Origin of the sequence: Streptomyces sp. HP-A2021 (assembly GCF_022807935.1) — a bacterium.
GTDB classification, from domain to species: domain Bacteria; phylum Actinomycetota; class Actinomycetes; order Streptomycetales; family Streptomycetaceae; genus Streptomyces; species Streptomyces afghaniensis.
Genome location: NZ_CP094344.1, coordinates 3,164,434 through 3,190,143, shown reverse-complemented (window position 1 = coordinate 3,190,143; position 25,710 = coordinate 3,164,434). Strand labels below are relative to the sequence as shown.

General features: G+C 70.6%; 21 protein-coding genes. 7 read left to right on the top strand and 14 right to left on the bottom strand.

All coding sequences use genetic code 11. The features are described from left to right. Positions 1-55: 55 nt before the first annotated feature. The 3 genes from pyk to pta all read right to left on the bottom strand — a co-directional run bounded on the left by pyk (position 56) and on the right by pta (position 4,871). Positions 56-1,483 (bottom strand): pyruvate kinase, encoded by a 1,428-nt coding sequence (pyk, locus tag MQE23_RS14305; protein WP_020276080.1) that lies wholly within the window; start codon positions 1,481-1,483, stop codon positions 56-58. A 74-nt stretch (positions 1,484-1,557) separates the two neighbouring features. After that, positions 1,558-2,772 carry an acetate kinase gene (locus MQE23_RS14300; protein WP_020276079.1) on the bottom strand — a complete coding sequence of 405 codons (1,215 nt, stop codon included), beginning with the start codon at positions 2,770-2,772 and terminating at the stop codon, positions 1,558-1,560. Next, complete coding sequence (gene pta, locus MQE23_RS14295; protein ID WP_020276078.1) at positions 2,769-4,871, bottom strand: phosphate acetyltransferase; 2,103 nt, start codon at positions 4,869-4,871, stop codon at positions 2,769-2,771. The genes MQE23_RS14300 and pta overlap by 4 nt, the downstream gene beginning before the upstream one ends. Positions 4,872-5,093: 222 nt before the next feature. Here pta and MQE23_RS14290 point away from each other — a divergent pair, with 222 nt between their 5' ends. Further along, on the top strand, positions 5,094-6,119 hold the full coding sequence (locus MQE23_RS14290) for an ATP-dependent 6-phosphofructokinase (RefSeq protein WP_020276077.1): 1,026 nt from the start codon (positions 5,094-5,096) through the stop codon (positions 6,117-6,119). 18 nt (positions 6,120-6,137) lie between these two features. Here the strand turns inward: MQE23_RS14290 and MQE23_RS14285 are convergent, their stop codons facing one another. Then, a complete protein-coding gene (locus MQE23_RS14285; protein ID WP_243382627.1) occupies positions 6,138-6,830 on the bottom strand; it encodes a helix-turn-helix transcriptional regulator in 693 nt (230 codons plus the stop codon). A gap of 231 nt (positions 6,831-7,061) precedes the next feature. Here MQE23_RS14285 and MQE23_RS14280 point away from each other — a divergent pair, with 231 nt between their 5' ends. After that, positions 7,062-7,511: a PPOX class F420-dependent oxidoreductase gene (locus tag MQE23_RS14280; protein ID WP_243379330.1), complete on the top strand. Its 450-nt coding sequence runs from the start codon at positions 7,062-7,064 to the stop codon at positions 7,509-7,511. A gap of 46 nt (positions 7,512-7,557) precedes the next feature. Here the strand turns inward: MQE23_RS14280 and MQE23_RS14275 are convergent, their stop codons facing one another. Further along, a complete protein-coding gene (locus tag MQE23_RS14275; protein ID WP_037672438.1) occupies positions 7,558-8,346 on the bottom strand; it encodes an IclR family transcriptional regulator in 789 nt (262 codons plus the stop codon). 136 nt (positions 8,347-8,482) lie between these two features. Here MQE23_RS14275 and MQE23_RS14270 point away from each other — a divergent pair, with 136 nt between their 5' ends. Beyond that, positions 8,483-9,820 (top strand): gluconate:H+ symporter, encoded by a 1,338-nt coding sequence (locus MQE23_RS14270; RefSeq protein WP_243379329.1) that lies wholly within the window; start codon positions 8,483-8,485, stop codon positions 9,818-9,820. A 45-nt stretch (positions 9,821-9,865) separates the two neighbouring features. After that, positions 9,866-11,203, top strand: a complete 1,338-nt coding sequence (locus MQE23_RS14265; protein WP_243379328.1) for an enolase C-terminal domain-like protein — start codon at positions 9,866-9,868, stop codon at positions 11,201-11,203. A 338-nt stretch (positions 11,204-11,541) separates the two neighbouring features. Here MQE23_RS14265 and MQE23_RS14260 read toward each other — a convergent pair whose 3' ends face one another. The 5 genes from MQE23_RS14260 to MQE23_RS14240 all read right to left on the bottom strand — a co-directional run bounded on the left by MQE23_RS14260 (position 11,542) and on the right by MQE23_RS14240 (position 17,663). After that, positions 11,542-12,381 carry a carbohydrate ABC transporter permease gene (locus MQE23_RS14260; protein WP_243379327.1) on the bottom strand — a complete coding sequence of 280 codons (840 nt, stop codon included), beginning with the start codon at positions 12,379-12,381 and terminating at the stop codon, positions 11,542-11,544. 5 nt (positions 12,382-12,386) lie between these two features. Continuing rightward, positions 12,387-13,316 carry a sugar ABC transporter permease gene (locus MQE23_RS14255; RefSeq protein ID WP_243379326.1) on the bottom strand — a complete coding sequence of 310 codons (930 nt, stop codon included), beginning with the start codon at positions 13,314-13,316 and terminating at the stop codon, positions 12,387-12,389. A gap of 16 nt (positions 13,317-13,332) precedes the next feature. After that, the gene (locus MQE23_RS14250; RefSeq protein ID WP_037669596.1) at positions 13,333-14,697 is read right to left on the bottom strand and encodes an extracellular solute-binding protein; all 1,365 of its coding nucleotides are present in this window, start codon (positions 14,695-14,697) and stop codon (positions 13,333-13,335) included. 70 nt (positions 14,698-14,767) lie between these two features. Further along, positions 14,768-16,687, bottom strand: a complete 1,920-nt coding sequence (locus MQE23_RS14245) for a tetratricopeptide repeat protein (RefSeq protein WP_051185582.1) — start codon at positions 16,685-16,687, stop codon at positions 14,768-14,770. Positions 16,688-16,790: 103 nt separating this feature from the next. Further along, complete coding sequence (locus MQE23_RS14240; RefSeq protein ID WP_037669601.1) at positions 16,791-17,663, bottom strand: 5'-methylthioadenosine/S-adenosylhomocysteine nucleosidase; 873 nt, start codon at positions 17,661-17,663, stop codon at positions 16,791-16,793. Positions 17,664-17,740: 77 nt separating this feature from the next. Between MQE23_RS14240 and MQE23_RS14235 the strand changes: the two genes are divergently transcribed. Continuing rightward, positions 17,741-18,292, top strand: a complete 552-nt coding sequence (locus MQE23_RS14235) for a hypothetical protein (protein ID WP_020273051.1) — start codon at positions 17,741-17,743, stop codon at positions 18,290-18,292. Between the two features lie 6 nt (positions 18,293-18,298). On the opposite strand, the gene MQE23_RS14230 is transcribed toward MQE23_RS14235, so the two are convergent. Next, complete coding sequence (locus MQE23_RS14230) at positions 18,299-19,003, bottom strand: response regulator (RefSeq protein WP_243379325.1); 705 nt, start codon at positions 19,001-19,003, stop codon at positions 18,299-18,301. Next, entirely contained in the window at positions 19,000-20,688 is a 1,689-nt protein-coding gene (locus MQE23_RS14225; RefSeq protein WP_020273053.1) for an ATP-binding protein, read from the bottom strand. The genes MQE23_RS14230 and MQE23_RS14225 overlap by 4 nt, the downstream gene beginning before the upstream one ends. A 177-nt stretch (positions 20,689-20,865) precedes the next feature. Here MQE23_RS14225 and MQE23_RS14220 point away from each other — a divergent pair, with 177 nt between their 5' ends. Then, on the top strand, positions 20,866-22,260 hold the full coding sequence (locus MQE23_RS14220) for a cation:dicarboxylase symporter family transporter (protein WP_037669584.1): 1,395 nt from the start codon (positions 20,866-20,868) through the stop codon (positions 22,258-22,260). 113 nt (positions 22,261-22,373) lie between these two features. On the opposite strand, the gene MQE23_RS14215 is transcribed toward MQE23_RS14220, so the two are convergent. After that, the gene (locus tag MQE23_RS14215; RefSeq protein ID WP_020273055.1) at positions 22,374-22,991 is read right to left on the bottom strand and encodes a TetR/AcrR family transcriptional regulator; all 618 of its coding nucleotides are present in this window, start codon (positions 22,989-22,991) and stop codon (positions 22,374-22,376) included. Between the two features lie 151 nt (positions 22,992-23,142). On the opposite strand from MQE23_RS14215, the gene MQE23_RS14210 reads away from it, so the two are divergent. Continuing rightward, positions 23,143-24,813, top strand: coding sequence for a DHA2 family efflux MFS transporter permease subunit (locus tag MQE23_RS14210; RefSeq protein ID WP_243379324.1), 1,671 nt, complete (start codon positions 23,143-23,145; stop codon positions 24,811-24,813). On the opposite strand, the gene MQE23_RS14205 is transcribed toward MQE23_RS14210, so the two are convergent. After that, positions 24,810-25,709 (bottom strand): aldo/keto reductase, encoded by a 900-nt coding sequence (locus MQE23_RS14205; RefSeq protein WP_020273058.1) that lies wholly within the window; start codon positions 25,707-25,709, stop codon positions 24,810-24,812. The genes MQE23_RS14210 and MQE23_RS14205 overlap by 4 nt on opposite strands. Between the last annotated feature and the right edge of the window lies 1 nt (position 25,710).

Below are 25,710 nucleotides of genomic sequence, written 5' to 3'. Positions count from 1 at the left end.
TGTATCCCAGGGGGCGCCCTCGGCGCCGTACACGGGCCCTCAGGCCCTTTCCGGGTCAGCTCTTGGCGCCGCCCAGGTGGTGGACGCGCACCATGTTGGTGGTGCCGGGGACGCCGGGGGGCGAGCCGGCCGTGATGACCACGATGTCGCCCTCGTTGAAGCGGTTCAGCTTCACCATCTCCTGGTCCACCAGGTCGACCATCTCGTCGGTGCTGTTCACGAACGGCACGACGTGCGGCTCCACGCCCCAGCTGAGCGCGAGCTGGTTGCGGGTGGACTCGTCCGTGGTGAACGCGATGATGGGCTGGACGGCGCGGTAGCGGCACAGCCTGCGGGCGGTGTCACCGGACTGGGTGAAGGCCACCAGGCCCCGGCCGCCGAGGAAGTCGGCGATCTCGCAGGCCGCACGGGCCACCGAACCGCCCTGCGTACGCGGCTTCTTGCCCGGGACGAGCGGCTGGAGCCCCTTGGACATCAGCTCCTGCTCGGCCGCGGTGACGATCTTCGACATCGTCTTGACGGTCTCGATCGGGTACGCGCCCACGCTCGACTCGGCGGACAGCATGACCGCGTCGGCGCCGTCCAGGATCGCGTTGGCCACGTCGGAGGCCTCGGCGCGGGTCGGACGGGAGTTGGTGATCATCGACTCCATCATCTGGGTCGCCACGATCACCGGCTTGGCGTTGCGCCGGCACAGCTCGATCAGGCGCTTCTGCACCATGGGGACCTTCTCGAGCGGGTACTCGACGGCGAGGTCACCGCGGGCGACCATCACGCCGTCGAACGCCATCACGACGTCCTCCATGTTCTGCACCGCCTGCGGCTTCTCCACCTTGGCGATGACCGGGACGCGGCGGCCCTCCTCGTCCATGATGCGGTGCACGTCCGCGACGTCCTTGGCGTCCCGGACGAACGACAGTGCGACCAGGTCGCAGCCCATGCGGAGCGCGAAGCGGAGGTCCTCGATGTCCTTCTCGGACAGGGCCGGCACGTTGACGGCCGCGCCGGGCAGGTTGATGCCCTTGTGGTCGGAGATGACGCCGCCCTCGATGACGATCGTCCTCACCCGGTGGCCCTCGACCTCGGTGACCTTCAGCTCGACGTTGCCGTCGTTGATGAGGACCTGGTCGCCCTTGGTCACGTCGCCGGGCAGGCCCTTGTAGGTCGTCCCGCAGATCGTCTTGTCGCCGGGGACGTCCTCGGTGGTGATGGTGAACTCGTCACCGCGGACCAGTTCCACGGGACCCTCGGCGAAGGTCTCCAGACGGATCTTGGGGCCCTGGAGGTCGGCGAGGACCCCGATGGCCCGGCCGGTCTCCTTGGCGGCGGCACGGACCCGGTCGTACCGGCCCTGGTGCTCGGCGTGCGAGCCGTGGCTGAAGTTGAAGCGGGCCACGTTCATGCCGGCCTCGATCAGCGCGACAAGCTGCTCGTGGGAGTCGACCGCGGGGCCGAGAGTACAGACGATTTTCGAACGGCGCATGGGGGCGATCCTATCGGTTTGTTTCGCAACGGAATATTCCGTCTGGCGGAAAATACAAAAGGGCGGGATGCCGCTCAGGTGTGATTCCCCGAACCAATTACCAGCGCGTAGGTCTGTGTCGCGATCTCCAATTCCTCGTCAGTAGGCACCACCGCCACCGCGACCCGGGCGCCCTCGGGCGAGATCAGCCGCGCCTCGTCGCCGCGCACGGCGTTGCGCTCGCCGTCCACCGCCAGGCCCAGCTCCTCCAGGCCCGCCAGGGCGGCCGCCCGCACGGGCGCCGCGTTCTCGCCGACACCGGCGGTGAAGGCCACCGCGTCCACCCGCCCGAGAACGGCGTAATAGGCGCCGATGTACTTCTTCAGGCGGTGAATGTAGATGTCGAACGCCAGCTCCGCCCGCTCGTCGCCCTCGTCGACGCGGCGGCGGATCTCCCGCATGTCGTTGTCACCGCACAGACCGATCAGACCGCTCTTCTTGTTGAGAAGAGTGTCGATCTCGTCGGCGGACATTCCACCAACGCGCATCAAATGGAAGATGACGGCCGGGTCCATGTCTCCCGAGCGCGTACCCATCACGAGCCCCTCCAAAGGCGTCAGCCCCATGGAGGTGTCCACGCACCGACCACCCCTGACGGCCGAGGCCGACGCCCCGTTGCCCAGGTGCAGCACGATGACGTTCGTCTCGGCGGGGTCCTTGCCGAGCAGCTCGGCGGTGGCCCGGGAGACGTAGGCGTGGGAGGTGCCGTGGAAGCCGTAGCGCCGGATGCGGTGCTCGTCGGCCGTCTTCACGTCGATCGCGTAGCGGGCGGCCGACTCCGGCATCGTCGTGTGGAACGCGGTGTCGAAGACCGCGACCTGCGGCAGGTCGGGCCGCAGCGCCCGGGCCGTGCGGATGCCGGTGAGGTTGGCCGGGTTGTGCAGCGGGGCGACCGGGATGAGCCGCTCGATCTCGGCGAGCACGGCGTCGTCGATCACGGTCGGCTCGGTGAAGGACCTGCCCCCGTGCACCACCCGGTGCCCGATCGCGGCCAGTTCGGACGAGTCCAGCCCGAGGCCGTCCTTGGCGAGCTCCTCGGCGACGGCCTTCAGGGCGGCGTCGTGGTCGGCGATCGCCCCGCCGCGCTCCCGGCTCTCTCCGCCGGCCGGGGTGTGCTTCAGCCGGGAGGTCTGCTCGCCGATGCGCTCGACCAGACCCACCGCCAGCCGGCTGCTGTCGCGCATGTCGAGCAACTGGTACTTCACCGACGAGGAGCCGGAGTTGAGGACGAGGACGCGGGTGGGGCTCACTGGGCGGTCGCCTTCTCGCTCGGGGACGGGGCGGGGGACTGGGCCTGGATCGCCGTGATGGCGACCGTGTTGACGATGTCCTGGACGAGGGCGCCCCGGGACAGGTCGTTGACCGGCTTGCGCAGACCCTGCAGCACCGGGCCGACGGCGATCGCGCCGGCCGAGCGCTGCACGGCCTTGTAGGTGTTGTTCCCGGTGTTCAGGTCGGGGAAGATCAGCACGCTCGCCTGTCCGGCGACCTCGGAGCCGGGCAGCTTGGTCGCCGCGACCGACGGCTCCACGGCGGCGTCGTACTGGATCGGGCCCTCGATCCTCAGGTCGGGCCGGCGGGTGCGGACCAGCTCGGTGGCCTCGCGCACCTTGTCCACGTCGGCGCCGGAGCCGGACGTGCCCGTGGAGTACGACAGCATCGCGATCCGCGGCTCCACGCCGAACTGCCCGGCCGTGGTGGCCGACTGGATGGCGATGTCGGCGAGCTGCTGGGCGTTCGGGTCCGGGTTGACCGCGCAGTCGCCGTAGACGAGGACCTTGTCGGCCAGGCACATGAAGAACACCGACGAGACGATGTCGGCGTCCGGCTTGGTCTTGATGATCTCGAACGCCGGGCGGATGGTCGCGGCCGTGGAGTGCACCGAGCCGGACACCATGCCGTCGGCGAGGCCCTCCTGCACCATCAGCGTGCCGAAGTAGTTCACGTCCGAGACGACGTCGTACGCCAGCTCCACGGTGACGCCCCGGTGGGCGCGCAGGGCGGCGTACTTCTCGGCGAAGGCGTCGCGCAGGTCGGAGGTGGCCGGGTCGATCAGCTGGGTCTCGCCGAGGTCGATGCCGAGGTCGGCCGCCTTCTTGCGGATCTGGTCGACCGGGCCGAGCAGGGTCAGCTCGCACACGCCCCGGCGCAGCAGCACCTCGGCCGCGTGCAGCACACGCTCCTCGGTGCCCTCGGGGAGGACGACCCGGCGCAGGTCGGAGCGGGCCTGCTCCAGCAGCTTGTGCTCGAACATCATCGGCGTGACCCGGTCGCTGCTCGGCGCGGAGACCCGGCGGGCCAGGTCGCCGGTGTCGGCGTACCGCTCGAACAGGCCGAGCGCCCGCTCCGCCTTGCGCGGGGTGGCCGCGTTGAGCTTGCCCTCCAGGGAGAACAGCTGCTCGGCGGTGGGGAAGCTGGTGCCGGCCACCGACAGCACCGGGGTGCCGGGTGCGAGACGGTCGGCGAGCGTGAGGATGTCGTCGCCGGGCACCTCGTCCAGCGTGAGGAGCACGCCCGCTATCGGCGGGGTGCCGGCGCTGTGCGCGGCGAGGGAGCCGACGACCAGGTCGGCCCGGTCGCCCGGGGTGACGACGAGGCAGCCGGGGGTCAGGGCGCCCAGGAAGTTCGGCAGCATCGCCCCGCCGAAGACGAAGCCGAGCACGTCCCGGGCCAGCCCCGAGTCGTCGCCGAGGACCACCTTGGCGCCGAGGGTGTGGCCGATCTGCGAGACGGTCGGGGCGGACAGCGCCGGCTCGTCGGGCAGGACGTAACACGGCACGGGCAGCCGGGAGTCGAGCTGGGCGGCGATCTCGTCGCGGTCCTCGCGGGCCACCCGGTTGGCGACCATGGCCAGTACGTCGCAGCCCAGCGTGTCGTAGGCCCGGTAGGCGTTGCGCGTCTCGGCGAGCACCGAGTCGACGGTCTGCTTGCGGCCGCCCACGACCGGGATCACGGACGCGCCGAACTCGTTGGCCAGCCGGGCGTTGAGCGACAGCTCGTCCGGGAGCTGGGTGCCGGCGTAGTCGGTGCCGAGGACCAGGACCACGTCGTAGTCGCGGGCGACCAGGTGGAAGCGGTCGACGAGCGTGGACACCAGCTCGTCCGTGCCGGCCTCGGCCTGGAGGGCGGACGCCTCGTGGTAGTCCATGCCGTAGACGGTCGCCGGGTCCTGGGCGAGCCGGTAGCGGGCGCGCAGCAGCTCGAAGAGGCGGTCGGGCCCGTCATGGACGAGGGGGCGGAAGACGCCGACCCGGTCGACCTGCCGGGTGAGGAGCTCCATGACCCCCAGTTCGACGACCTGGCGTCCGTCGCCGCGGTCGATGCCGGTCACGTACACGCTGCGGGTCACGCGCGCTCTCCGTTTCGTCTCGAGTGGGGGATGTGTATCAAGCCAATGGCTATCCAGCCACGGGCACAAAAATCGCCCACCGAGGTGAGCAGAACCCTCTTGACAATACCTCCGTCGATAGATAAGGCGCCCGTCAGCCTCGGGGTGCGACGCCGGGCTGTGGAGCGTGAAACAATCGGCAGAGGCTCACCGGTATCAACAGCGAGCAGGAGACACAGCACGATGCGTATCGGAGTTCTCACCGCAGGCGGCGACTGCCCCGGCCTGAACGCCGTGATCCGGTCGGTCGTGCACCGGGCGGTCGACAACTACGGCGACGAGGTCATCGGCTTCGAGGACGGTTACTCGGGCCTGCTGGACGGCCGCTACCGCACCCTCGACCTGAACGCGGTCAGCGGCATCCTGGCCCGCGGCGGCACGATCCTGGGGTCGTCCCGGCTGGAGCGCGACCGGCTCCGCGAGGCGTGCGAGAACGCGTCCGACATGATCCACGAGTTCGGCATCGACGCGCTGATCCCGATCGGCGGCGAGGGCACGCTGACGGCGGCCCGCATGCTGTCCGACGCCGGTCTGCCGGTGGTCGGCGTCCCGAAGACGATCGACAACGACATCTCGTCGACCGACCGCACCTTCGGCTTCGACACGGCGGTCGGGGTCGCCACCGAGGCGATGGACCGTCTGAAGACCACCGCCGAGTCCCACCAGCGGGTGATGGTGGTGGAGGTCATGGGGCGCCACGCGGGCTGGATCGCGCTGGAGTCCGGCATGGCGGCCGGCGCGCACGGGATCTGTCTGCCGGAGCGGCCGTTCGACCCGGCCGATCTCGTGAAGATGGTCGAGGAGCGCTTCGCCCGCGGCAAGAAGTTCGCCGTCGTCTGCGTCGCCGAGGGCGCCCACCCCGCCGACGGCACCATGGACTACGGCAAGGGCGCCATAGACAAGTTCGGCCACGAGCGCTTCCAGGGCATCGGCACGGCGCTCGCCCATGAGCTGGAGCGACGGCTCGGCAAGGAGGCCAAGCCGGTCATTCTCGGCCACGTCCAGCGCGGCGGCTCACCGACCGCGTACGACCGGGTGCTCGCCACGCGGTTCGGCTGGCACGCGGTGGAGGCCGCGCACCAGGGGCAGTTCGGCAGGATGACCGCGCTGCGCGGGACGGACATCGTGATGGTGCCGCTCGCGGAGGCCGTGACCGAGCTGAAGACCGTGCCGAAGGACCGGATGGACGAGGCCGAGTCGGTCTTCTAGAGCGGCCTGGGCCCGGGCCTAGGCCGGGCTCTGCTGGATCCTCGTCCAGAAGTGCTCGACGATCCGGTCGAGGAAGTCGCGGGCCGCGTCGCCGGCGTCGCTGCTGCCGCCGCCCCAGCTCAGGGTGGCGGCCATGTGTCCCTGGTAGTCCTGGTGCAGTGCCTGGAGGGCGCCCTCCAGGAACGGCCGGTCCAACGGCACGAGCTTGGCCACCGGGCGTACGTAGGCCTGCCAGCGGGTGGTGACGGCGTTGCGCAGCAGGTCGCCGAGCTTGGCGTTGCCGCCCGTGACGGTGACGAAGTCGGGCAGGCGGAGGCCGAGCAGCTCGGCGAGGGCGGCGGACTGGCGGTCGGTGCCGCGCCAGGTGTCGGTCTCCTCCATCCGCAGATAGGCGTGGAGTTCGTGTCCTACGGCACGGGCCACGTCCTCGGGGGCGAGGCCGCGGGCGATGCGGTGCTCGCGCAGGGTGCGGGGTCTGCCGATGAGTTCGCCGGGCGAGCACCACAACACCCCTGCGAGTGCGGTGAGTTCCGAGGCGGAAGGGGCCGCCGCCCCGCGTTCCCAGGCCATGACGTGGTCCGGGGTGATGCGGGGGTGCCCGTAGGAGACGCGCATGTCGTGGGCGACGCGCTCGGGTGTCATGCCGAGGGCCGCGCGCAGCCGGCGGGCGGCGGGGGCGTTGAAGGGCGGGGGTGTCGGGGTGGCGGGCAGGGAGTGGGGTGCGGGCTGGCTCGGGCGGGCTGAAGGTCGGCGCACGGGCCACAAGCTAGGGGCGCGGGGCTGCGGTGACTACGGTCTGTTCGGCCAGGATCACGGATTGTAGGAAGCTACGGCTACCGGCGGGTTCGATCGGGGCTGAAGATCGTCTGTCGGCCGGGGCGCGGGTGCGGCGAGGATGGCGCCGGGCCTGGTGAGCGTGGGCCCGGAAAGGCGGGCACTCAGGTGAACGGCAAGCTCAACGGGCATATTCGCGAGCGTCTTCTCGCGACGAACTTCTGGCATCTCGCGACGGTCGGTGCGGACGGTGCGCCCCAGGTGTCGCCCATGTGGGCGGACATCGAAGGGGAGTACGTCATGGTCAACACGTCGATCGGGCGGGTGAAGGAAGAGAATCTGCGGCGCAATCCGTACGTTTCGCTGTCCCACCACGACCCCGCGAACCCGTACGACCGGGCGGAGATCCGGGGGAAGGTCGTCCGGTTCGTGGAGGGCGAGGAGGCGGAGCGGGCGATGGACCGGCTCGCGCGGAAGTACCTCGGGGAGGACCGCTATCCGTGGCTGCTGCCCGGGGAGCGCCGGGTGATGCTGCTGATCGAGCCGACGCGGGTGCGGAGGCTGGAGGGCGTGGAGCCGTTCCGGGCCGGGGTCCTGCCGGACGGGGCGGCCGGCTGACGGGCGACTGGCGGACGGCTTCGGAGGGCCTTCGGGCGGGCCCTCACTAGCGCCAGTCGGGTGTGCCCGGTGCCGGTGGTAGCCGGGATTCGATCCTCGCCCGGATGTCCCGCATCACGGAGACGATGCGGGCCTCGTGCTCCGGGGTCAGCCGGGCCACCGGGACCGAGCAGCTGATGGCGTCGACGACCGGTGTGCCGTAGCGCAGGGCGAAGCCGAAGCCGGCGATGCCGTGCACCGTCTCCTCGCGGTCGATGGAGTAGCCGCGCTCGCGCACCCCGGCCAGGTCGGCGAGGAGGGCTGCCCGGTCGGTGCGGGTGTTCTCCGTGAGCGCGGTCAACGGCCACCGCGTGAACGGCAGTTCTTCGTCGGCGCGCTCCGCGAGCAGTGCCTTGCCGAGCGCGCCGGCGTGGGCCGGGACCCGGCGGCCGACCCGGCTGATGGTCCGCAGGTACTCGTGGGACTCGCGGGTGGCGAGGTAGACGACGTCCCGGCCGTCGAGCCGGGCCAGGTGGATCGTCTCGCCGAGCGCGTCCGACGCCTCGTCGAGGTACGGGCGGACCGCCCGGACGTGCCGGTCCCCGTCCAGATAGCCGGTGCCGGTGAGCAGCGCGCGGATCCCGATGCCGTAGAGGGAGCCGGTGGCGTCCGTGCGGACCCACCCGGCGTCGACGAGCGTCTGGAGCAGCTGGTACATGCTGCTGCGCGGCACCCCCAGGTCCTCCGCGAGCTGGTCGAGGCGCGAGGGCTGTTCGCCCCGCTCGGCGAGCAGTTCCAGCAGCGCGACGGTCCGGGCCGCCGACTTCACGCCGCGGACCCCTCTGCTCTCCTGCATGCGCTCATCGTAGGTCCGCAGGAAATCCGTGATCGCCCGGCCATTGACCCGGCACGTTCATCCACTTAGCCTCCATCTGCATACGTGGACGCCGTCTGCATATAGGGATGGGACACCGGTTCAAAGGGGAACTGCCTTGCCTCTGCTCGTAGTCGGAATCAGCGTTCTGGTTCTGCTCCTCCTCATGACCAGGCTGAGACTGAACGGCTTCGCGGCCCTGCTGCTCGTGGCGGTCGGGGTCGCACTGGTCCAGGGGATTCCCGTGGCGACCATCCCGGACGTCCTCTCCGAGGGCATCGGGGACCAGATCGGCGACACCATGCTGACCATCGGACTCGGCGCCATGGTCGGCCGGGTGATGGGGGACGCGGGCGCCGCACAGCGCATAGCCGGCAAGCTCCTCGACGCCTTCGGGCCGCGCTGGGTCCAGGTCGCCATGGTGGTCACGTCCATGCTGATCGGCGTGACCATGTTCTACGAGGTCGCGTTCGTCATCATCGTGCCCATCGCGTTCACCCTGGTCAGGGTCACCGGGGCGAAGCTGCTGTGGGTCGGCCTGCCGATGTCCATCGCCCTGTCCACCATGCACAGCTTCCTGCCGCCGCACCCCGGCCCCACCGCCGTCGCCGCGACCTTCCACGCCTCCGTCGGACTGACGCTGTTCTACGGCCTGTTCGTCGCCGTGCCCGCCGGCGCGCTCATCGCCCTGACCTGGCCTCGCCTCCCGTTCGTCGCGCGGCTGACGCCGGCCATTCCCAAGGGCCTGGTCAGCGAGCGCGAGTTCACCGACGAGGAGATGCCGGGCCTCGGCTGGTCGCTGTTCGTGGCGCTGTTCCCCGTCGTGCTGATCGTGGCCGCCGCCGTGACCGACATGGCCGCCTCGGGCGACAGCCCGTTCCTGCACGTCGTCGCCTTCGTCGGGTCGGCGCCGATCGCCCTGCTGCTGACCCTGTGCCTGGCGGTCTGGGTGTTCGGACCGCGGATCGGGCGCAGCCTGAGCGACGTCGGCGCCTCCTGTGGCTCGGCGGCCCAGGCGATGGCGATGATCCTGCTGGTGATCGGCGCGGGCGGGGCCTTCAAGAACGTCCTCGTCGAAGGCGGGATCTCCGACTACATCAAGGAGGTCACGGACGGCTGGTCCATCTCGCCGATCGTCCTTGCCTGGCTCGTCGCCGTCATCCTCCGCATCGCGCTCGGCTCGGCCACGGTCGCGGTCGTCACGGCCTCCGGCGTGGCGCTGCCGCTGCTGGCGGGCAGCGGGGTGCACCCGGAGGTCATGGTGCTGGCCGTCGCCTGCGGCTCCATCGCCTTCTCCCACGTCAACGACCCCGGGTTCTGGCTGTTCAAGGAGTACTTCAACCTCTCCGTCATCGAGGCCATCAAGGTCCGTACGTCCTATACGACCGTGCTCGCCGTGCTCGGGCTGGGCGGAGTGCTCGTCGTCGAGTGGGGCCTCGACGTCCTGAGTCTGTGAACCGTATGTCGGTCTGTGAACCGTACTTCTGAGGAAGGGCAACTGATGAGCAGCAGGAAGCAGCCGACCGTCACGGCGTTCGCCGTCTACCCCGTCGCGGGCCGGGACAGCATGGAGCTGAACCTCTCCGGCGCGCACGGCCCGTACTTCACCCGCAACATCGTCGTACTCACCGACTCCGAGGGGCGTACCGGGTTGGGGGAGGTGCCCGGCGGGGAGAAGATCACGCGGACCCTGCGGGACGCCGAGTCGCTGGTCGTCGGGGCGAAGGTGGGGGACTACAAGCGGGTGCTGCGCGAGATCGGCGAGCGGTTCGCCGACCGGGACGCCGGGGGGCGGGGTGCGCAGACCTTCGACCTGCGGACCACCGTCCACACGGTGACCGCGGTCGAGTCGGCGCTGCTCGATCTGCTCGGGCAGCAGCTGGACGTGCCCGTGGCGGCGCTGCTGGGTGACGGGCAGCAGCGGGACTCCGTGCGGGTGCTGGGGTATCTCTTCTACGTCGGTGACCCGGACCGGACGGATCTGGAGTACGTCCGGGAGCCCGACTCGTTGGTGGAGTGGTACCGGGTGCGGCACGAGGAGGCGCTGTCGCCGGAGGCGATCGTGCGGCAGGCGGAGGCGGCCTACGAGCACTACGGGTTCCGGGACTTCAAGCTCAAGGGGGGTGTGCTGGCGGGGGCCGAGGAGGTCGCGGCCGTGCGCGCGCTCAAGTCGCGCTTTCCCGAGGCGCGGATCACGCTGGACCCGAACGGGGCGTGGTCGCTGCGGGAGGCGGTCGAGCTGTGCCGGCCGTTGCTGGGCACGCTCGCGTACGCCGAGGATCCCTGCGGGGCGGAGGGCGGTTACTCCGGGCGGGAGATCCTCGCGGAGTTCCGCCGGGCCACGGGGTTGCCGACGGCGACGAACATGATCGCGACGGACTGGCGCCAGATGGCCCATGCCCTGGCTCTCCAGTCGGTCTCCATCCCGCTGGCCGACCCGCACTTCTGGACCATGCAGGGGTCGGTGCGGGTGGCGCAGTTGTGCAACGCGATGGGGCTGACCTGGGGGTGTCACTCCAACAACCACTTCGACATCTCCCTGGCGATGGTGACGCAGTGCGGGGCGGCGGCGCCGGGGGAGTACAACGCGCTGGACACGCACTGGATCTGGCAGGAGGGGCTGGAGCGGCTGACCGTCTCGCCGCCCCGCATCGTGGGCGGGGAGATCGCCGTGCCGGACGCGCCGGGGCTGGGTGTCGAGCTCGACATGGACCGGCTGCTGGCGGCGCACGAGCTGTACCGGGAGAAGGGGGTGGGGGCTCGGGACGATGCGGTGGGGATGCGGTATCTGGTGCCGGGCTGGGAGTTCGACGCGAAGCGGCCGTGTCTGGTGCGGTGAGGCTCCGGCGGTTGGGCGGGGTGCCTGCGGCGGCCTGTGGCTGCTTCGGTGGGGGTGCGCGTTGCGCCTGCTCGCCGGTTGTGGGTCGGGGCCGCGCCGGGGGGTGTCCGTCCTCGGAACGGCGCGATGGGGTCGGACGCCGACTGACTGTCCGTTGACGCGCCAACCGCTGCGGGCGGACACCCCCCGACACGGCCCCTTCCGTGCGTACGCGGGTGCGGGCGCGTCGTGGTCGCCCTCGCTGCGGGCAGTCGTGCCGCTGAGGGCGGCACGGGTGGGCGCAGCGGCACCCCGCTCCGCCGGGTTGCGCTACGCCCCAGCCCCGGCAACCGCGCCGGTCAGCCCTTCACCGCCCCTCCCAGGGCGAAGCCCCCTCCCAGGCGTCGGGCGATCAGGACGTACAGAAGGATCACCGGTGTCGAGTAGACGACCGAGAACGCCGCCAGCTGCCCGTACGCCACCATGCCCCGGTTCCCGAAGAAGTCGTTGATGCTGACGGAGGCCGGCATCTGGTCGGGTGTCAGCAGGAGCATGAAGGGGACGAAGAAGTTGCCCCACATCATGACGAAGGAGAAGACCGTCACGACGGCCACGCCCGGGCCCATCAGGGGCAGCACGATGCGGATCAGGGACTGGAGGGACGACGCCCCGTCGGTCCAGGCCGCCTCTTCCAGTTCCCTCGGCACGCCGTCCATGAAGTTCTTCATCAGCCAGATGGCGTACGGCAGTTGGGACGCGGCGAAGAAGAAGATCGTGCCCTGCATGGTGTCGATCAGGTCCACCCGGACGAAGAGCGCGTAGACCGGGACCATGATCGCCGTGATGGGCAGGCTCGTCGCGAAGAGGATCGTCAGCAGGAACGGACGGTTGAAGCGGGAGCGGAACCGGGAGAGCGGGTAGGCCGCCAGGGCCGCGCAGACCACCGTCAGGAGCGTCGCGCTGCCGCACAGGATCAGGCTGTTGAGGAGGGGGGTGAAGGTGATCTCGGGGGTGAGGATCGCGTCGAAGTTGTCGAGGGTGAGGCCGTCGGGTGTCTTGACCCGGAGGTCGGCGTGGGGGTCCAGGGAGGACAGCACGACCCAGGCCAGGGGGAGGACGAACGCGGCGGCGACCACCAGGAGGCCCGCGTCGGCGGCCAGGCGGCGGGCCGTGCGGCGGGAGGCGAGGGTGACGGCCATGCGGGTCAGACCTCCGTCCGGAGCAGGCGCAGGTAGACGAGGGAGAAGAGGGAGCCGACCAGGAGGAGCAGCAGGGCCACCGCCGTGCCGTAGCCGATCAGGCTGTTCTGGAAGGCCTGTTCGTACATGAAGAGGGGCAGCGTCTGGCTCTTGCCGCCCGGGCCGCCCCTGGTCATCACCCAGATCAGCCCGAAGACCGACAGGGTCTGGAGGGTGTTGAGCATCAGGTTCGTGGCGATGGAGCGGCGGATCATGGGGAGGGTGATGTGCCACATGCGGCGCAGGCCCCCGGCCCCGTCGACCTCGGCGGCCTCGGTGATCTCCTGGGGGATCTCGTTCAGCGCGGCCGAGTAGACCAGCATCGAGAAGGCCGTGCCCCTCCAGACGTTGGCGAAGGACACCGCCAGGATCGGGAGGGTGAACAGCCAGTTCTGGGAGGGCAGGTGGAGCCAGTCCAGGATGCCGTTCAGAGTGCCCTCGCGGCGGAAGAAGGCGTAGAGGAGGAAACCGGCGACGACCTCCGGCAGGACCCAGGCCGTGACGACGATGCCGCCGGTGAGCGTGCGGACCGGTTTCGACGCGCGCTGCATCAGCGCCGCCAGGGCGAGGCCGAGCGTGTTCTGCCCGATGAGGGACGACAGGACCGTGAACACCAGCGTCAGCCATACGGCGTTGCGGAACGCCTCGTCCCCGAAGGCCCGGGTGAAGTTCTCGAAGCCGACGAACGAGTCCTCGGCCTGGCCGGTGAGCTGGAGGTCGGTGAAGGCGATGGAGACGCAGTAGGCGATCGGGCCGGCGAGGAAGAGGAGCAGGAGGACGACGGCGGGCGTGAGGGGGAGGGCCCGGACCAGTGGGCCCGGCCGACGCGGGGGGCGGCGGGGAGCCGTGGGGCCGGGCGTCTTTCCGAGGTCGGTGTGCGGTGCTGTGGTGGTCATCGGGCGTCCCCGTCGCCTATCGCTCGACGACCTGGTCGTCCGTGGCGTCCTTCAAGGCTTCCACGTAGTTCTTCGTAGCCTCGTCCACCGACGTGTCGCCCGTCGTCACGCCCTCCATGGCCTCCTGGATGGCCGTCGAGACCTTCGGGTAGGCCGGGTAGGCGGGGCGGTAGTGGGTGTGCCGCACCAGGTCGGTGAAGAACTTGGTGCCGGGCTGGGCGGTGGCGTACCCGGGGTCCTTCGCCACGTCCTCGCGGACCGCGATGCCGGAGTTGGCGACGTACCACTTCTGCGCGTTGGCCTTGGTCTGCATCGTCTTGATGAACTCGAAGGCCAGGTCCGGGTTGCCGGCCTTGGCCGGGATCGACCAGGTCCAGCCGCCGGACATGCTCACCTTGCCGGGCGCCTGGCCGTTCTGGGTCGGCATGGCGGCCAGGCCCAGCTTCTTCGACCACTCGGGCCACTCGTGGCCGCTGCCGGGCAGCCAGTCCTGGGGCAGCCAGGAGCCGTCGAGGGCGATGCCGAGCCTGCCCTTCGGGAGCCACTCGCCGCGGACCCGGGTCATGACGTTCGGGTCGAGCGCGTCGGAGACGTCCGGGCCCAGCTTCTCCTTGTAGACGGTCTCGACGAAGGAGAGTGCGTCCTTGAAGCCCTGGCCGCCGGCGATCCACTTCTTCGCGTTCTTGTCGTAGAGGGGGTCCGTGCTGCCGTCGTTCGTGCCGTAGAGCAGCATCTCGAAGGTCTGCATGGTGGCCGCCTCGCCGACCGGCTTGCCCGTGTAGACGTTGAGCGGGATGACGCCGGGGACCTTCTGTTTGATGGTGCGGGCCGCGGTCAGGACGTCCTTCCAGGTCTTCGGCTGCCAGTCGGCGGGGAGGCCGGCCTTGGCGAAGACGTCCTTGTCGAACCAGAGTCCGCGGGTGTCGGTGCCGTCGGGGACGCCGTACGTCTTGCCGTCCTCGCCCTTGGCGGCCGCCTTCGCCGTGTCGATGAACCGGTTCCAGTCCGGCCACTTGGCGAGGTAGGGGTCAAGGGGCTTGAGGTAGCCGCTGGTGATGTCCGAGTTGATGAGGAACGTGTCCTCGTAGACCAGGTCGGGTGCCGTCTTGGGGGAGCGGAGCATCTGCTGGAGCTTGGTGTAGTACTCCGAGTCCGGGGCCTTGATCGGGACGAGCTCGACCTTCTTGCCCGGGTGGGCCTTCTCGAACTGCTTCTTGATGTCCGCCAGATAGGTGTCCATCACCTTGATGGAGTTGTCCGTGGACTGTTTGAAGGAGACCTTCACGGTGTCGGGGTCGCTGCCGGAGCTGCTGCCGCAGGCAGTGAGCGTGGCTGCGACGAAGACGGCAGGGAGTAAGGCGGCGGTGGGGCGCACGGGCATGACCTCCTGCGGGCTCACTTCGTTGTGGCGCGGGGATGGCTGCCCGGTGAACGTAGGTTGAGTGGTCTAGTCAGGTCAATGCGTCTGCGGCGGATTGGGCTTCGGCGGCTTCTTCGGTGGCGTCGGCACGAGCGAAGGCTTCGGCGGCGTCGAGCCAGGCCGTCCGGGCTTCGACGGGATGGCCGGCGGCCTCATGAGCGCGAGCGAGGGCCCAGAGGGCCGTGCCTTCGTGGTACCAGGCACCGAACTCACGGTGTCTCACCCGGGAGTTGCCGTAGGCGTCCATGGCTTCCGGCAAACGGCCCGCGTCCATCAGAGCGTTGCCGAGGTTGTGCCACGCCATACCTGCGCGGTTGCGGTCCTCGACGGCTTCATACAGGTCGCGGGCGTGGGTGTAGGCATCAATGGCCTCTTCCACTCTGCCCGCTTCGTGCAGCGCGATGCCGAGATGGTTCCATGAGTTGCCCTCGTTACGACGGTCCCCGGCCGCCCGGCGCAGATCCAGGACCCGAATGTTCGCGTCGATAGCCTCCTCAAAACGACCCGCGACGGTCAGGGCAAGACCAAGGCCGTCCCACGCGTTGGCCACACGCCTGTCGTCTCCCACGGCCTGGAGCAGAGCGAGACAGTGTCTGTGTGCGGCGATCGCCTCTTCCGGCTTGTCGACCTCACGCAGTGCCATGGCCAGTCTGTCCCAGGCATCGATCTCACCGACGACGTCTCCCGCACGGTGGGCGGCTTCCTGAGCGATGCGCGCGAGACCGGACCATTCATCGTAGTAGCGCCGCCAGTCGAAGTACCTGGTCAGGCGTACGGTCAACTTCACCGCGAGGCTCGCGTGCCGCCCCTCACGTGCCCACTGTGCCGCCCCCACCAGGCCTGTCCGTTCCCCGTCGAGCCATGCCAGTGCCTCCGCCACGTCCGCGAACCGCTCCGGTTCCGGCATGCCCGGCAGCCAGTTCAGCCGGTCGTCCGCCGCAGTCGTCCACCGGTGGTAGAACTCCAGGATCCGCTCCCGCGCGGCCTCCCCCTCCGCCCGCAGATCCGCATCCCCCGCCACCACGCTCGCCCCGAAGGCCCGCACCAGGTCGTGCAACCGCCACCGCACATCTCCACCGGTCGGCACCGGCGTCACAAGGTGCGAGGTGGCAAGCTCCTCCAGCAGACCGGCCGTCTGTTCGAGCCCGAGTCCGGCCAACGCCCCGGCCGCCTCACCACTGACCTCGGCCGTAGGAGCGAGGCACACCAACCGCAGCAACCTCGCCGGCTCCGGCGCCAGTTGTCCGTACGCCACCTCGAAGACGGGCCGGACCCCCAAAGCCCCCGCCCGATCCTCGGCCTCCCGCAACTCGCCCACGAGCGAGGCGATGCTCCGGTACCGGCGTTTGCGCAGCATGCCGACAGCGATCCGCAACGCAAGCGGATGGAGACCGCACAGGATGACAAGCTCGGCAACGGCATCCGGCTCACGGGCGGCCCGGTCGTCACTCCCGTCGCTCAACCGCAACGACCGGTCGATCAGCTCGGCCGCCGCCTCCGGCTTGAGCACGTCGAGGTCGAACAGCCGCGCGTCCAGGTCGGTCAGCCGATCCCGAGACGTGATCAGCACCCGGTGGTGATCCGTCCCGGGCACGAGCGGGGAGACCTGCTCCGGATCCGACGCGTTGTCGAGGATCAGCAGCATCGACCGGCGCTCCTCGGCCAGCAGCCGCCGATACAGCGCGTACTGAGCGTTCGCCGTCTGCGGCAGATCCGAGCTCCGCACCCCCATCCCGTCCAACAGCGTGAGCAGCGCCTGATCAGCCGTCACGGGGTCCTTGTCGTATCCCCGGAAGTCGACGAACAACGTGCCACCGGGAAACCACCCCTCCGCGACCGCCCGGTGCGCCGCGTACAACGCCAACGCGGTCTTCCCGATGCCCCCCAGCCCGGACACCGCGCAGATCACCACCGGCAGGTCGGAACCCGCCGACGGGTCCAGCACCGGCATCAGCCGGGCCAGGTCCTCGTCCCGTCCCGTGAACGCCGCGGGTACTCCCGGGAGCGCGGCCGTCGCCACCGGCACCGGACCATGAACGGGTCCCGGCCCCGAGCTACTGCCGTTCCCCGTCCCGTCGCCCCATCTGCTTGGCGATGACGGGCCCGTGGAAGGTGCTCCCCCGGAAGTCGAGGTGGTCCCCTCCGTGCGCCGGCCCGCGATGGGGGCCCTCCTCAGGGTCGTCGAAGCCGCCGGAAACCGACGCCCGCCCCCCGACCGGCCGCAGCTCCCGCAGTACCGCCACCACCGCCGCGGCCGCACTCGCCGCGGCCCTCGGCTGCCGGCCCTCCGCGTCCACGCGGGACTTGTCCCCGTCAGCCCGATCGCTGATCCCCCGGATCACCAGCGCATCCCCACCGGCGAGATGCACCGCACTCACGACCCCCGAGCCCTCCATCTCCATGGCGGCCGCGTCGTTGTAATGCCTCCGCAGATGCTCGGCCAGCCCGGACTCCACAGCCGCCAGTACCACATCCCCCGCCGCGACCGGCTTCAGATGCGCCCGCGGATCGTCCCGCAAGGCGTCCCGCGCCGCCGCGGCCAACCGGTGCGAGGCCCGCCACGCTTCCGGCCGTACGAGGAAGCCCTCCGGTGTCTCCTTTCCGCCGTGGACCGCGTACACCTTGGTCGCCACCACCACGTCACCCAGTGCGATGTCGCTCTTCAACCCCCCGGCGACTCCCACGAAGAAGACGGCCTCGGGCTCCAGCCACGACATCACACGCTCGGTCAGCGCCGCGGCCGTCAGGTTCCCCTCGCCCATCTCGACCAGTGCCACCGACCACGGCGTACCGGGCAACCGCCCCACCTCCGCCCGGGTTCCCCGGCGATGCTCCCGCTTCCGCAGGTCCGTGAGGTGAGCCCGTACGGCCGCGTACTCCAGTGACAACGCGGTCAGCACCGCGACTGTGGGTTTTGTGTCAGGCACCCCTTTAAGGTACGTCCAAGTGACCTGCACCACGCCTGTATTGGCACCGAACGAGGAGCGCCCGGGGGGACGAGGAAGTGTCAGACCGAGACGACATCACCGTCGGCCAACTACTCCTCGCCGAGTATCAGACCGTGAAGGACGAGCAGAAGGCGCGGATCGGCTTCCGCGACAACCTGCTGTACGTCACCCTCGGGGTCGTCGCCGCCGTCATCGCGGCCACGGCCCAGGCCAAGCAACCCTCGATGCTGCTGGCGTTGCCGCCGGTGGGCGTCGTCCTGGGGTGGACCTACCTCGTCAACGACGAGAAGATCTCGGCGATCGGCTACTACGTCCGGGACGATCTGGGCCCCCGGTTGGCTGAACTCGCCGCGCACGGTGGCTTCGCGACCTTCGGATGGGAGGCGTACCACCGGAGTGACACCCGGCGCCGGTCCCGCAAGGCGATTCAGACCGTGGTCGACCTGACGGCATTCTGCGCGATACCGCTGGCGGCGCTGGTCGTCTTCTGGGCGAGCGGGGACGCAGGCGGGTTGCTCGTCGTGCTGTCGGTGCTGGAGGCGCTTGCCGTGGCGGGGCTCGGAGTGCAGGTCGTGATGTACACGAGGTCTGCGCGCACGCACCGCTGACGCTCCCTACTTGTGTTCGCTCCGCACCCACCGATAGACCAGCTCCGGCCTCCCCACCTGCCCGTAAACCGGCTTCCGCTCGGCGCTCGTCGCGTCCACGAGGTGTTCCAGGTAACGACGGGCCGTGATGCGGGAGATGCCCACGGTCTCCGCCACACCGGCGGCCGTGAGGCCCTCCGCGCTGTCGCGCAGGGCCACGGTCACCCGCTCCAGCGTCGGTGCGCTCAGTCCCTTGGGCAGGGCGGCCGGGCCGGGCGCGCGCAGGGCCGCCAGCGCCCGGTCGACCTCGTCCTGGCCGCTCGCCTCGCCGACCGCGGCATGGAACTCCGCGTACCGCACGAGGCGGTCCCGCAGGGTCGCGAAGGTGAACGGCTTCAGGACGTACTGCACGACTCCGAGGGAGACGCCCTCGCGCACGACCGCCAGATCGCGCGCCGACGTCACCGCGATCACGTCCGCGTGGTGTCCGGCCGCCCGGAGGGACCGCGCGAGGTGCAGTCCGTGCACGTCCGGCAGGTGCAGGTCGAGCAGGAGCAGGTCGACGGGCGTGCGCTCCAGGGCCCGGCGTGCCTCCGCGCCCGTGTGCGCCTTGCCCACCGCCACGAAGCCGGGGACCCGGCCGACGTACATCACGTGCGCGTCGGCGGCGACCGGGTCGTCCTCCACGACCAGGACACGGATGTCCCTCTCGGGCGTGCTGTCGCTCGTCATGCGTTGCCTCCAGCGCCTCTGGACACCGAGGTCCTGGATGTCACGCCCTCGGCCACCGCCCCCGACTCCCGCAGCGGCAGCCGTACCTCGAACTCCGCCCCGCCCCCGTCGGCCCCCGCCACCGACAGCGTCCCCTCGTGCCGCTGGACAGCCTGCCGTACCAAGGCCAGCCCCAGCCCCCGGCCGCCCGGCCCAGCCGGCTTGGTCGAGAAGCCGCGCTGGAAGACGGCCTCGGCGTGCTCCGGGTCCACGCCCGGGCCCGTGTCCGAGACCCGCAGTACCAACTCCGGGGCGTCATCGAGGGCCTCGGGGTCCTCGGTGTCCTGGGTGTACGCCGCCACCGTCACCCGCGCCCGCGTGCTGCCCTGTGCCGCGTCCACGGCGTTGTCGATCAGGTTGCCCAGGATGGTCACCAGGTCCCTCGACGGGAGGGACTCCGGCAGCAGGCCGTCGTCCAGGCTGCTGTCCTCCGACACCATCAGCTCCACGCCCCGCTCGTTCGCCTGGGCCGTCTTGCCCAGCAGCAGTGCCGCCAGCACCGGCTCGCTCACCGCTGCCACGACCTGGTCGGTCAGTGCCTGTGCCAGTTCCAGTTCGGCCGTCGCGAACTCCACCGCCTCCTCCGCCCGGCCGAGCTCGATCAGCGAGACGACCGTGTGCAGCCGGTTCGCCGCCTCGTGCGCCTGCGAGCGCAGCGCCTGCGTGAAGCCCCGCTCGGAGTCCAACTCGCCCATCAGTGACTGGAGTTCGGTGACATCGCGCAGGGTGACGACCGTACCGCGCCGCTCACCGCCCGACACCGGAGAGGTGTTGATCACCAGGACCCGCGACGCCGTCAGATGCACCTCGTCCACCCGCGGCTCCGACGCCAGCAGCGCGCCCGTCAGCGGGGCGGGCAGCCCCAGCTCTGCCACCGACCTGCCCACCACGTCCCCGGCCACGCCGAGCAGCTCCCGCCCTCCGTCGTTGATCAGCGCCACACGGTACTGCCCGTCCAGCATCAGCAGCCCCTCGCGTACGGCGTGCAGGGCGGCCTGGTGGTAGTCGTGCATCCGGCTGAGCTGGGCCGCGTTCATGCCGTGGGTGTGGCGGCGCAGCCGGGCGTTGACGACATAGGTGCCGACGGCGCCCAGGGCCAGCGCGCCGGCCGCGACGCCGAGCAGGGCCGTCAGCTGGTCCTGCACCCGCTGGGTGATCTCCTCGACCCGGATGCCCGCGCTGACCAGGCCGACGATCTCCTTGCCGTCCTGGATCGGGGTGACCGCGCGGACCGAGGGGCCGAGCGTGCCGGTGTAGGTCTCGTCGAAGGTCTCGCCCTTCAGGGCCTTCGCGGTGTGGCCCCGGAAGGGCTGGCCGATCTGGTCCGGGTCGGGGTGCGTCCAGCGGATGCCCCGCGGGTTCATGATCGTTATGAAGTCGACCTCGGTGTCCCGCATGACCTTCAGCGCGTACGGCTGGAGCTCGGCGGTCGGGTCGGAGGTGCGGGCCGCCTCCAGCACGGAAGGGGAGTCGGCGACGGAGCGCGCCACCGCCCTGGCCTGGCGCCGCGCCGCCTCTTCGGCCTGGCTGCGGTCGCTGACGTAAGTGAACAGCGCGTATCCGGCCACGACGACCGCGATCAGGACGGCCTGCATGGCGAAGAGCTGGCCCGCCAGACTGCGGGGACCGGGTACGGAGAAGCGCATGCCGTCAGTCTGCCTCGTGGCTGATTGTGAACTAAATGAACGGAAGGGTGACCGCGCTCACAGAGCAGGACATAGTCACGGCATTCCCCAATACGCATCTCCGGGAGTTCCCCGCTCCCTGTCCCGGACGTGAGCCGCACGCCGGTGATGCCGACGACGTCGTCAAGGAGGGCCGCCGTGACCAGCGCAGCCGATACGGCACCTGCCGCACGCAAACCCAAGCGGGACCGCACGCACTATCTCTACATCGCGGTGATCATCGCGGTCGCCGCCGGTATCGCGGTGGGTCTGGCCGCGCCGGACTTCGCGGTCGGGCTGAAGCCGATCGGCACGGGCTTCGTGAACCTGATCAAGATGATGATCTCGCCGATCATCTTCTGCACGATCGTGCTGGGCATCGGATCGGTGCGGAAGGCCGCCAAGGTCGGTGCCGTCGGCGGTATCGCCCTGGTCTACTTCACGATCATGTCGCTGGTCGCGCTGGGCATCGGCCTGGTCGTCGGCAACATCCTGGAGCCGGGCACCGGCCTCGCTGTGACCGACGCGATCAAGGACGCCGGCCACGCCCAGATCGACCCCGAGGCCGGCAAGAGCACCACCGAGTTCCTGCTCGGCATCATCCCGACCACGATCGTCTCCGCCTTCACCAACGAGTCGGTCCTCCAGACCCTGCTGATCGCCCTGCTCGCCGGCTTCGCGCTCCAGGGCATGGGCTCGGCCGGCCAGCCGATCCTGCGCGGTATCGAGCACATCCAGCGGCTCGTCTTCCGCATCCTGGCCATGGTGATGTGGGCCGCCCCGATCGGTGCCTTCGGCGCCATCGCGGCCGTCACCGGCTCGGCGGGCGTGGACGCGCTCAAGAGCCTCGCCGTGCTGATGCTCGGCTTCTACGTGACCTGCTTCCTCTTCGTCTTCATCGTGCTCGGCATCCTGCTGCGCGTGATCTCCGGACTGAACATCCTCACGCTGTTCAAGTACCTGGGCCGTGAGTTCCTGCTGATCCTCTCGACGTCCTCGTCCGAGTCCGCGCTGCCGCGGCTCATCGCGAAGATGGAGCACCTGGGCGTCAGCAAGCCGGTGGTCGGCATCACCGTCCCGACCGGCTACTCCTTCAACCTCGACGGCACCATGATCTACATGACCATGGCGTCCCTGTTCATCGCCGACGCGATGGGCACGCCGATGTCGATCGGCGAGCAGATCCCGCTGCTGCTCTTCCTGCTGGTCGCCTCCAAGGGCGCCGCCGGTGTCACCGGCGCCGGCCTCGCGACCCTGGCCGGTGGTCTGCAATCGCACAAGCCGGCCCTGGTGGACGGCATCGGCCTCATCGTCGGCATCGACCGCTTCATGAGCGAGGCCCGCGCGCTGACCAACTTCGCCGGCAACGCCGTGGCCACCGTGCTGATCGGCACCTGGACGAAGGAGATCGACAAGGAGCGGGTCGACCAGGTCCTCGCCGGTCACTTGCCCTTCGACGAGAAGACGCTGCTGGACGACGCGCACGGCGGCCCGGCCGACGACCAGGCCGAGGTGCCCGAGCAGGGCGGCGAGAAGGAGCTGGCGAAGGCCTGACGGCCGCGCGTCGCGCCCCGCGAGACTCCGGGCGGCTGAGTGTCCCCCCGTCGCTCAGCCGCCCGGTCCGTAAGCAGACAAGATCAACGCAGGCAAGATCAACGCAGACAAGATCAGTCGTTCAGCTTCGCCACCAGTTCGGTGGCTTTCGAGGCGGGCACGCCCGCCGCGGTCAGCACTGTGACCGCGGCGCAGCGGCCCGCCTCTCGCGCTGCCACGAGCCCGTCGTTCACCGCCTCCATCAGCGCGACCAGCATCTGCTCGTGCACGTAGGCCAGGGCCGGCGCCGGCAGCGGTGAGCTGAAGACGCCCTCGTCGAGGCCGCGCCGGAGCACCCCGGTCGCGGCCTCCCGGACGGGGGCGAGCCGCTCCCGGATGCCCTGCATGGTGACCGTGCGCTGGGCGAGCGCGATCAGCAGCCGGTAGCGGTCGGCCAGCTCCCACACCGCCAGCACCGAGCGGGCCACGGACTCCGCCGGGTCCTCCACGCCCTCCCGGCCCGCCGCGTGCGCGGCCGACAGGGCCTGAACCGCCTCGTCGACGAGGGTGCTGATCAGTGCCTCGCGGTTCGGGAAGTGCCCGTACACCGTCCGCCGTACGACGCCCGCGGCGCGTGCGATCTGGTCCATGGACGCGTCGGGGTCGCGCAGCAGCTCGGCCAGGGCGACGTCGAGGATGCGGCGCCGGTTGGCGTCGGCGCGGCTGGTGTGACCGGAAGGCATGGCAGCCATTCTGCACGCCCCTCACACGGGGCTCGCCTCCTTCATTTGCACAGTGGTGTGCAACAAGCGTACATTGCACATGACTGAGCAATTGCACACTGCTGTGCAATCCATGTCGCGCACCACCTGTCGCGAACGTCCGAGGAAGGCGACCCCTGCCATGCGACTCGTCATGACCGAACCGGCCGAGAGGATGGACCGCCCCTACGCACGCCGCTGGTGGGCGCTCCTCGTGCTCTGCCTCAGCCTGCTGATCATCGTGATGGCGAACACCGCCCTCACCGTCGCCGCGCCCGCCATGACCGAGGACCTCGGCCTGTCCAGCGCCGACCTCCAGTGGGTCATCGACGGCTACACCGTCCCGTACGCCGCGCTGATGCTGCTCCTCGGCGCCATAGGCGACAAGTACAGCCGCCGGGGCGCGCTCGTCCTCGGGCTGGTCGTCTTCGGCGGCGGTGCCGTCTCCGGCTACCTCGCCGGCAGCGCCACGGCGGTGATCGCGGCGCGTGCCGTGATGGGCGCCGGCGCCGCGATGATCATGCCCGCCACGCTGTCCCTGCTCGCGGCGACCTTCCCGCGCGCCGAACGCGCCAAGGCCATCACCCTGTGGACCGCCACGGCCGGACTCGCCATCGCGGCCGGACCGCTGGTCGCCGGGGCGCTGCTGGAGCACCACGGCTGGTCGTCGACGTTCCTCATCAACGTGCCCATCGCCGCCCTGGCAATCGTCGGCGCGCTCGTCCTCGTGCCGCCGTCCAGGTCCGGCCACCAGGGCCGTATCGACTACGGCGGCGGACTGCTGTCGGTGGTGTGGATCGGCGCGCTCGTCTACATGATCATCGAGGGCCCGCACTTCGGCTGGGGCGTCAAGGCGGTCGGGGCGGCGGTCGTCGCGGGCGCCGGGCTCGTGGCCTTCGTGCTCTGGGAGCTGCGCCACCCGCGTCCCGTCCTCGACGTGCGCCGCTTCACCGACCGCCGCTTCGCGGGCTCCAACCTCGCCGTCGCCCTGTTCTTCCTGGCCGTCTTCGGTGCCTTCTACTACCTGACCCAGCACCTCCAGTTCGTCCTCGGCTACGACGCCCTGGACACGGGCCTGCGCATGCTGCCGCTGGCCGGTGCCGTCTTCGTGGGCTCCGCCCTCACCGGCTACCTCACCCCGCGGGTCGGCATGAAGTGGACCGTGACGGCCGGCATGGTCGGCGGTACGGCGGCCCTGGCGCTGCTCACCCGGGTCGACTCCGGCTCGTCGTACGGCGACTTCGTCGCGCCCCTCATCGTGCTCGGCCTCGCGATCGGGCTGGCGCTGTCGCCCTGCACGGACGCGATCATGGGGGCGTTCCCGGAGTCCCAGCTGGGCGTCGGCGGCGCGGTGAACGACACGTCGCTGGAGCTCGGCGGGTCGCTCGGCATCGCCATCCTCGGCTCGCTGCTCGCGACGTCGTACTCCGGCCACCTCGCGGACGCGACGGCCGGCGGCAAGCTCCCCGCCTCCTCGCTGGAGACGGCCCAGGACTCCGTCGGGGCCGGGTACGCCGTCGCCCGGGGCATCGGTGACAAGGCGCGCCAGCTGGCCGAGCAGGCGGCGCACACGAGCGACCCTCAGCAGGCGGAGCGGCTCAAGGCGCAGGCCGGGCAACTCGCCGGTGGTGCACGGCAGATGGCCGATGCGGTGGGTTCCTCGTTCGCCGACGCCGTCGCGCACACCAGTCTGGTCGGGGCCGTGATCCTGGGTGTCGGGACAGTCGTGGTGGCGCTGCTGCTGCCCGGCAGGGGGAAGACCGCGGACGAGCCCGCCGAGGACAAGGAGCTGGAGTCCGCCGGGGCGCGCTAGACGCGGACCGGCTCGGCGGCCTCGTCCAGGCGGGCCTGCTCCTCCTTGGTGAGCAGCAGGTCCGCCGCGGCCGCCGAGTCCCTCGCCGTCTCCGGCCGGCTCGCCCCCGGGATCGGGACGACGGCGGGGGAGCGCGCCAGCAGCCAGGCCAGGCCGACCTGCTGGGGGCTGACACCGCGGGCTTCCGCCACCTCGTGGAAGGCGGCCAGGCGTTCCCTGCCCTCGGTGCGCGACGGGCCGTCCAGGGAGCTGCGGGCCAGCCCGCCCAGCGGGCTCCACGGCAGGAACGCCAGCCCCAGTTCCGCACACAGCCGCAGCTCCGGCTCGCTGTCCCGGACGGCGGGGGAGTACCGGTTCTGCACCGACACCAGCTTCTCGCCGAGGATCTCCCGCGCCCGGCGGATCCGGCCCGCGTCCGCGTTGGACACCCCGGCCAGCCGGATCGTGCCCGCGTCGAGCAGCTCGCGCAGGGCGCCGACCGACTCCTCGAAGGGCACCTCGGGGTCCGGCTTGTGGAGTTGGTAGAGGCCGATCGCCTCCACACCGAGGCGCTCGCGGGAGGCCTCGGCGGCGGCCTTGAGGTGGCGCGGGGAGCCGTTCACCGTCCAGTCGCCGCCGGCCGGGCGGCCACGGCCGCCCTTCGTCGCCACCAGCACGCCGGAGGTGTCACCGCCGTACGTGGCCAGCGCGCGGGCCAGCAGACGTTCGTTGTGGCCGGGCTCCGCGCCCGGCAGATGGTACGAGTCGGCCGTGTCGAGGAGGGTCACGCCCGCGTCGAGCGCGGCGTGCACGGTGGCCAGCGCGCGCTTCTCGTCCGGGCGGCCCTCGATGGACAGCGGCATCGCGCCGAGCCCGACCGCGCTCACCTTCAGCCCGCCGAGTGTCCTGTAGCGCATG

What these genes read in the sequence shown, in the direction of transcription:
- MQE23_RS14215 (WP_020273055.1), bottom strand. Translation starts at nt 22,991, where the DNA reads ATGGCTGCCATGCCTTCCGGTCACACCAGCCGCGCCGACGCCAACCGG.
- MQE23_RS14265 (WP_243379328.1), top strand. Translation starts at nt 9,866, where the DNA reads ATGAGCAGCAGGAAGCAGCCGACCGTCACGGCGTTCGCCGTCTACCCC.
- MQE23_RS14260 (WP_243379327.1), bottom strand. Translation starts at nt 12,381, where the DNA reads ATGGCCGTCACCCTCGCCTCCCGCCGCACGGCCCGCCGCCTGGCCGCC.
- MQE23_RS14290 (WP_020276077.1), top strand. Translation starts at nt 5,094, where the DNA reads ATGCGTATCGGAGTTCTCACCGCAGGCGGCGACTGCCCCGGCCTGAAC.
- MQE23_RS14205 (WP_020273058.1), bottom strand. Translation starts at nt 25,709, where the DNA reads ATGCGCTACAGGACACTCGGCGGGCTGAAGGTGAGCGCGGTCGGGCTC.
- MQE23_RS14275 (WP_037672438.1), bottom strand. Translation starts at nt 8,346, where the DNA reads ATGCAGGAGAGCAGAGGGGTCCGCGGCGTGAAGTCGGCGGCCCGGACC.
- pyk (WP_020276080.1), bottom strand. Translation starts at nt 1,483, where the DNA reads ATGCGCCGTTCGAAAATCGTCTGTACTCTCGGCCCCGCGGTCGACTCC.
- MQE23_RS14245 (WP_051185582.1), bottom strand. Translation starts at nt 16,687, where the DNA reads ATGCCGGTGCTGGACCCGTCGGCGGGTTCCGACCTGCCGGTGGTGATC.
- MQE23_RS14210 (WP_243379324.1), top strand. Translation starts at nt 23,143, where the DNA reads ATGCGACTCGTCATGACCGAACCGGCCGAGAGGATGGACCGCCCCTAC.
- MQE23_RS14225 (WP_020273053.1), bottom strand. Translation starts at nt 20,688, where the DNA reads ATGCGCTTCTCCGTACCCGGTCCCCGCAGTCTGGCGGGCCAGCTCTTC.
- MQE23_RS14255 (WP_243379326.1), bottom strand. Translation starts at nt 13,316, where the DNA reads ATGACCACCACAGCACCGCACACCGACCTCGGAAAGACGCCCGGCCCC.
- MQE23_RS14230 (WP_243379325.1), bottom strand. Translation starts at nt 19,003, where the DNA reads ATGACGAGCGACAGCACGCCCGAGAGGGACATCCGTGTCCTGGTCGTG.
- MQE23_RS14250 (WP_037669596.1), bottom strand. Translation starts at nt 14,697, where the DNA reads ATGCCCGTGCGCCCCACCGCCGCCTTACTCCCTGCCGTCTTCGTCGCA.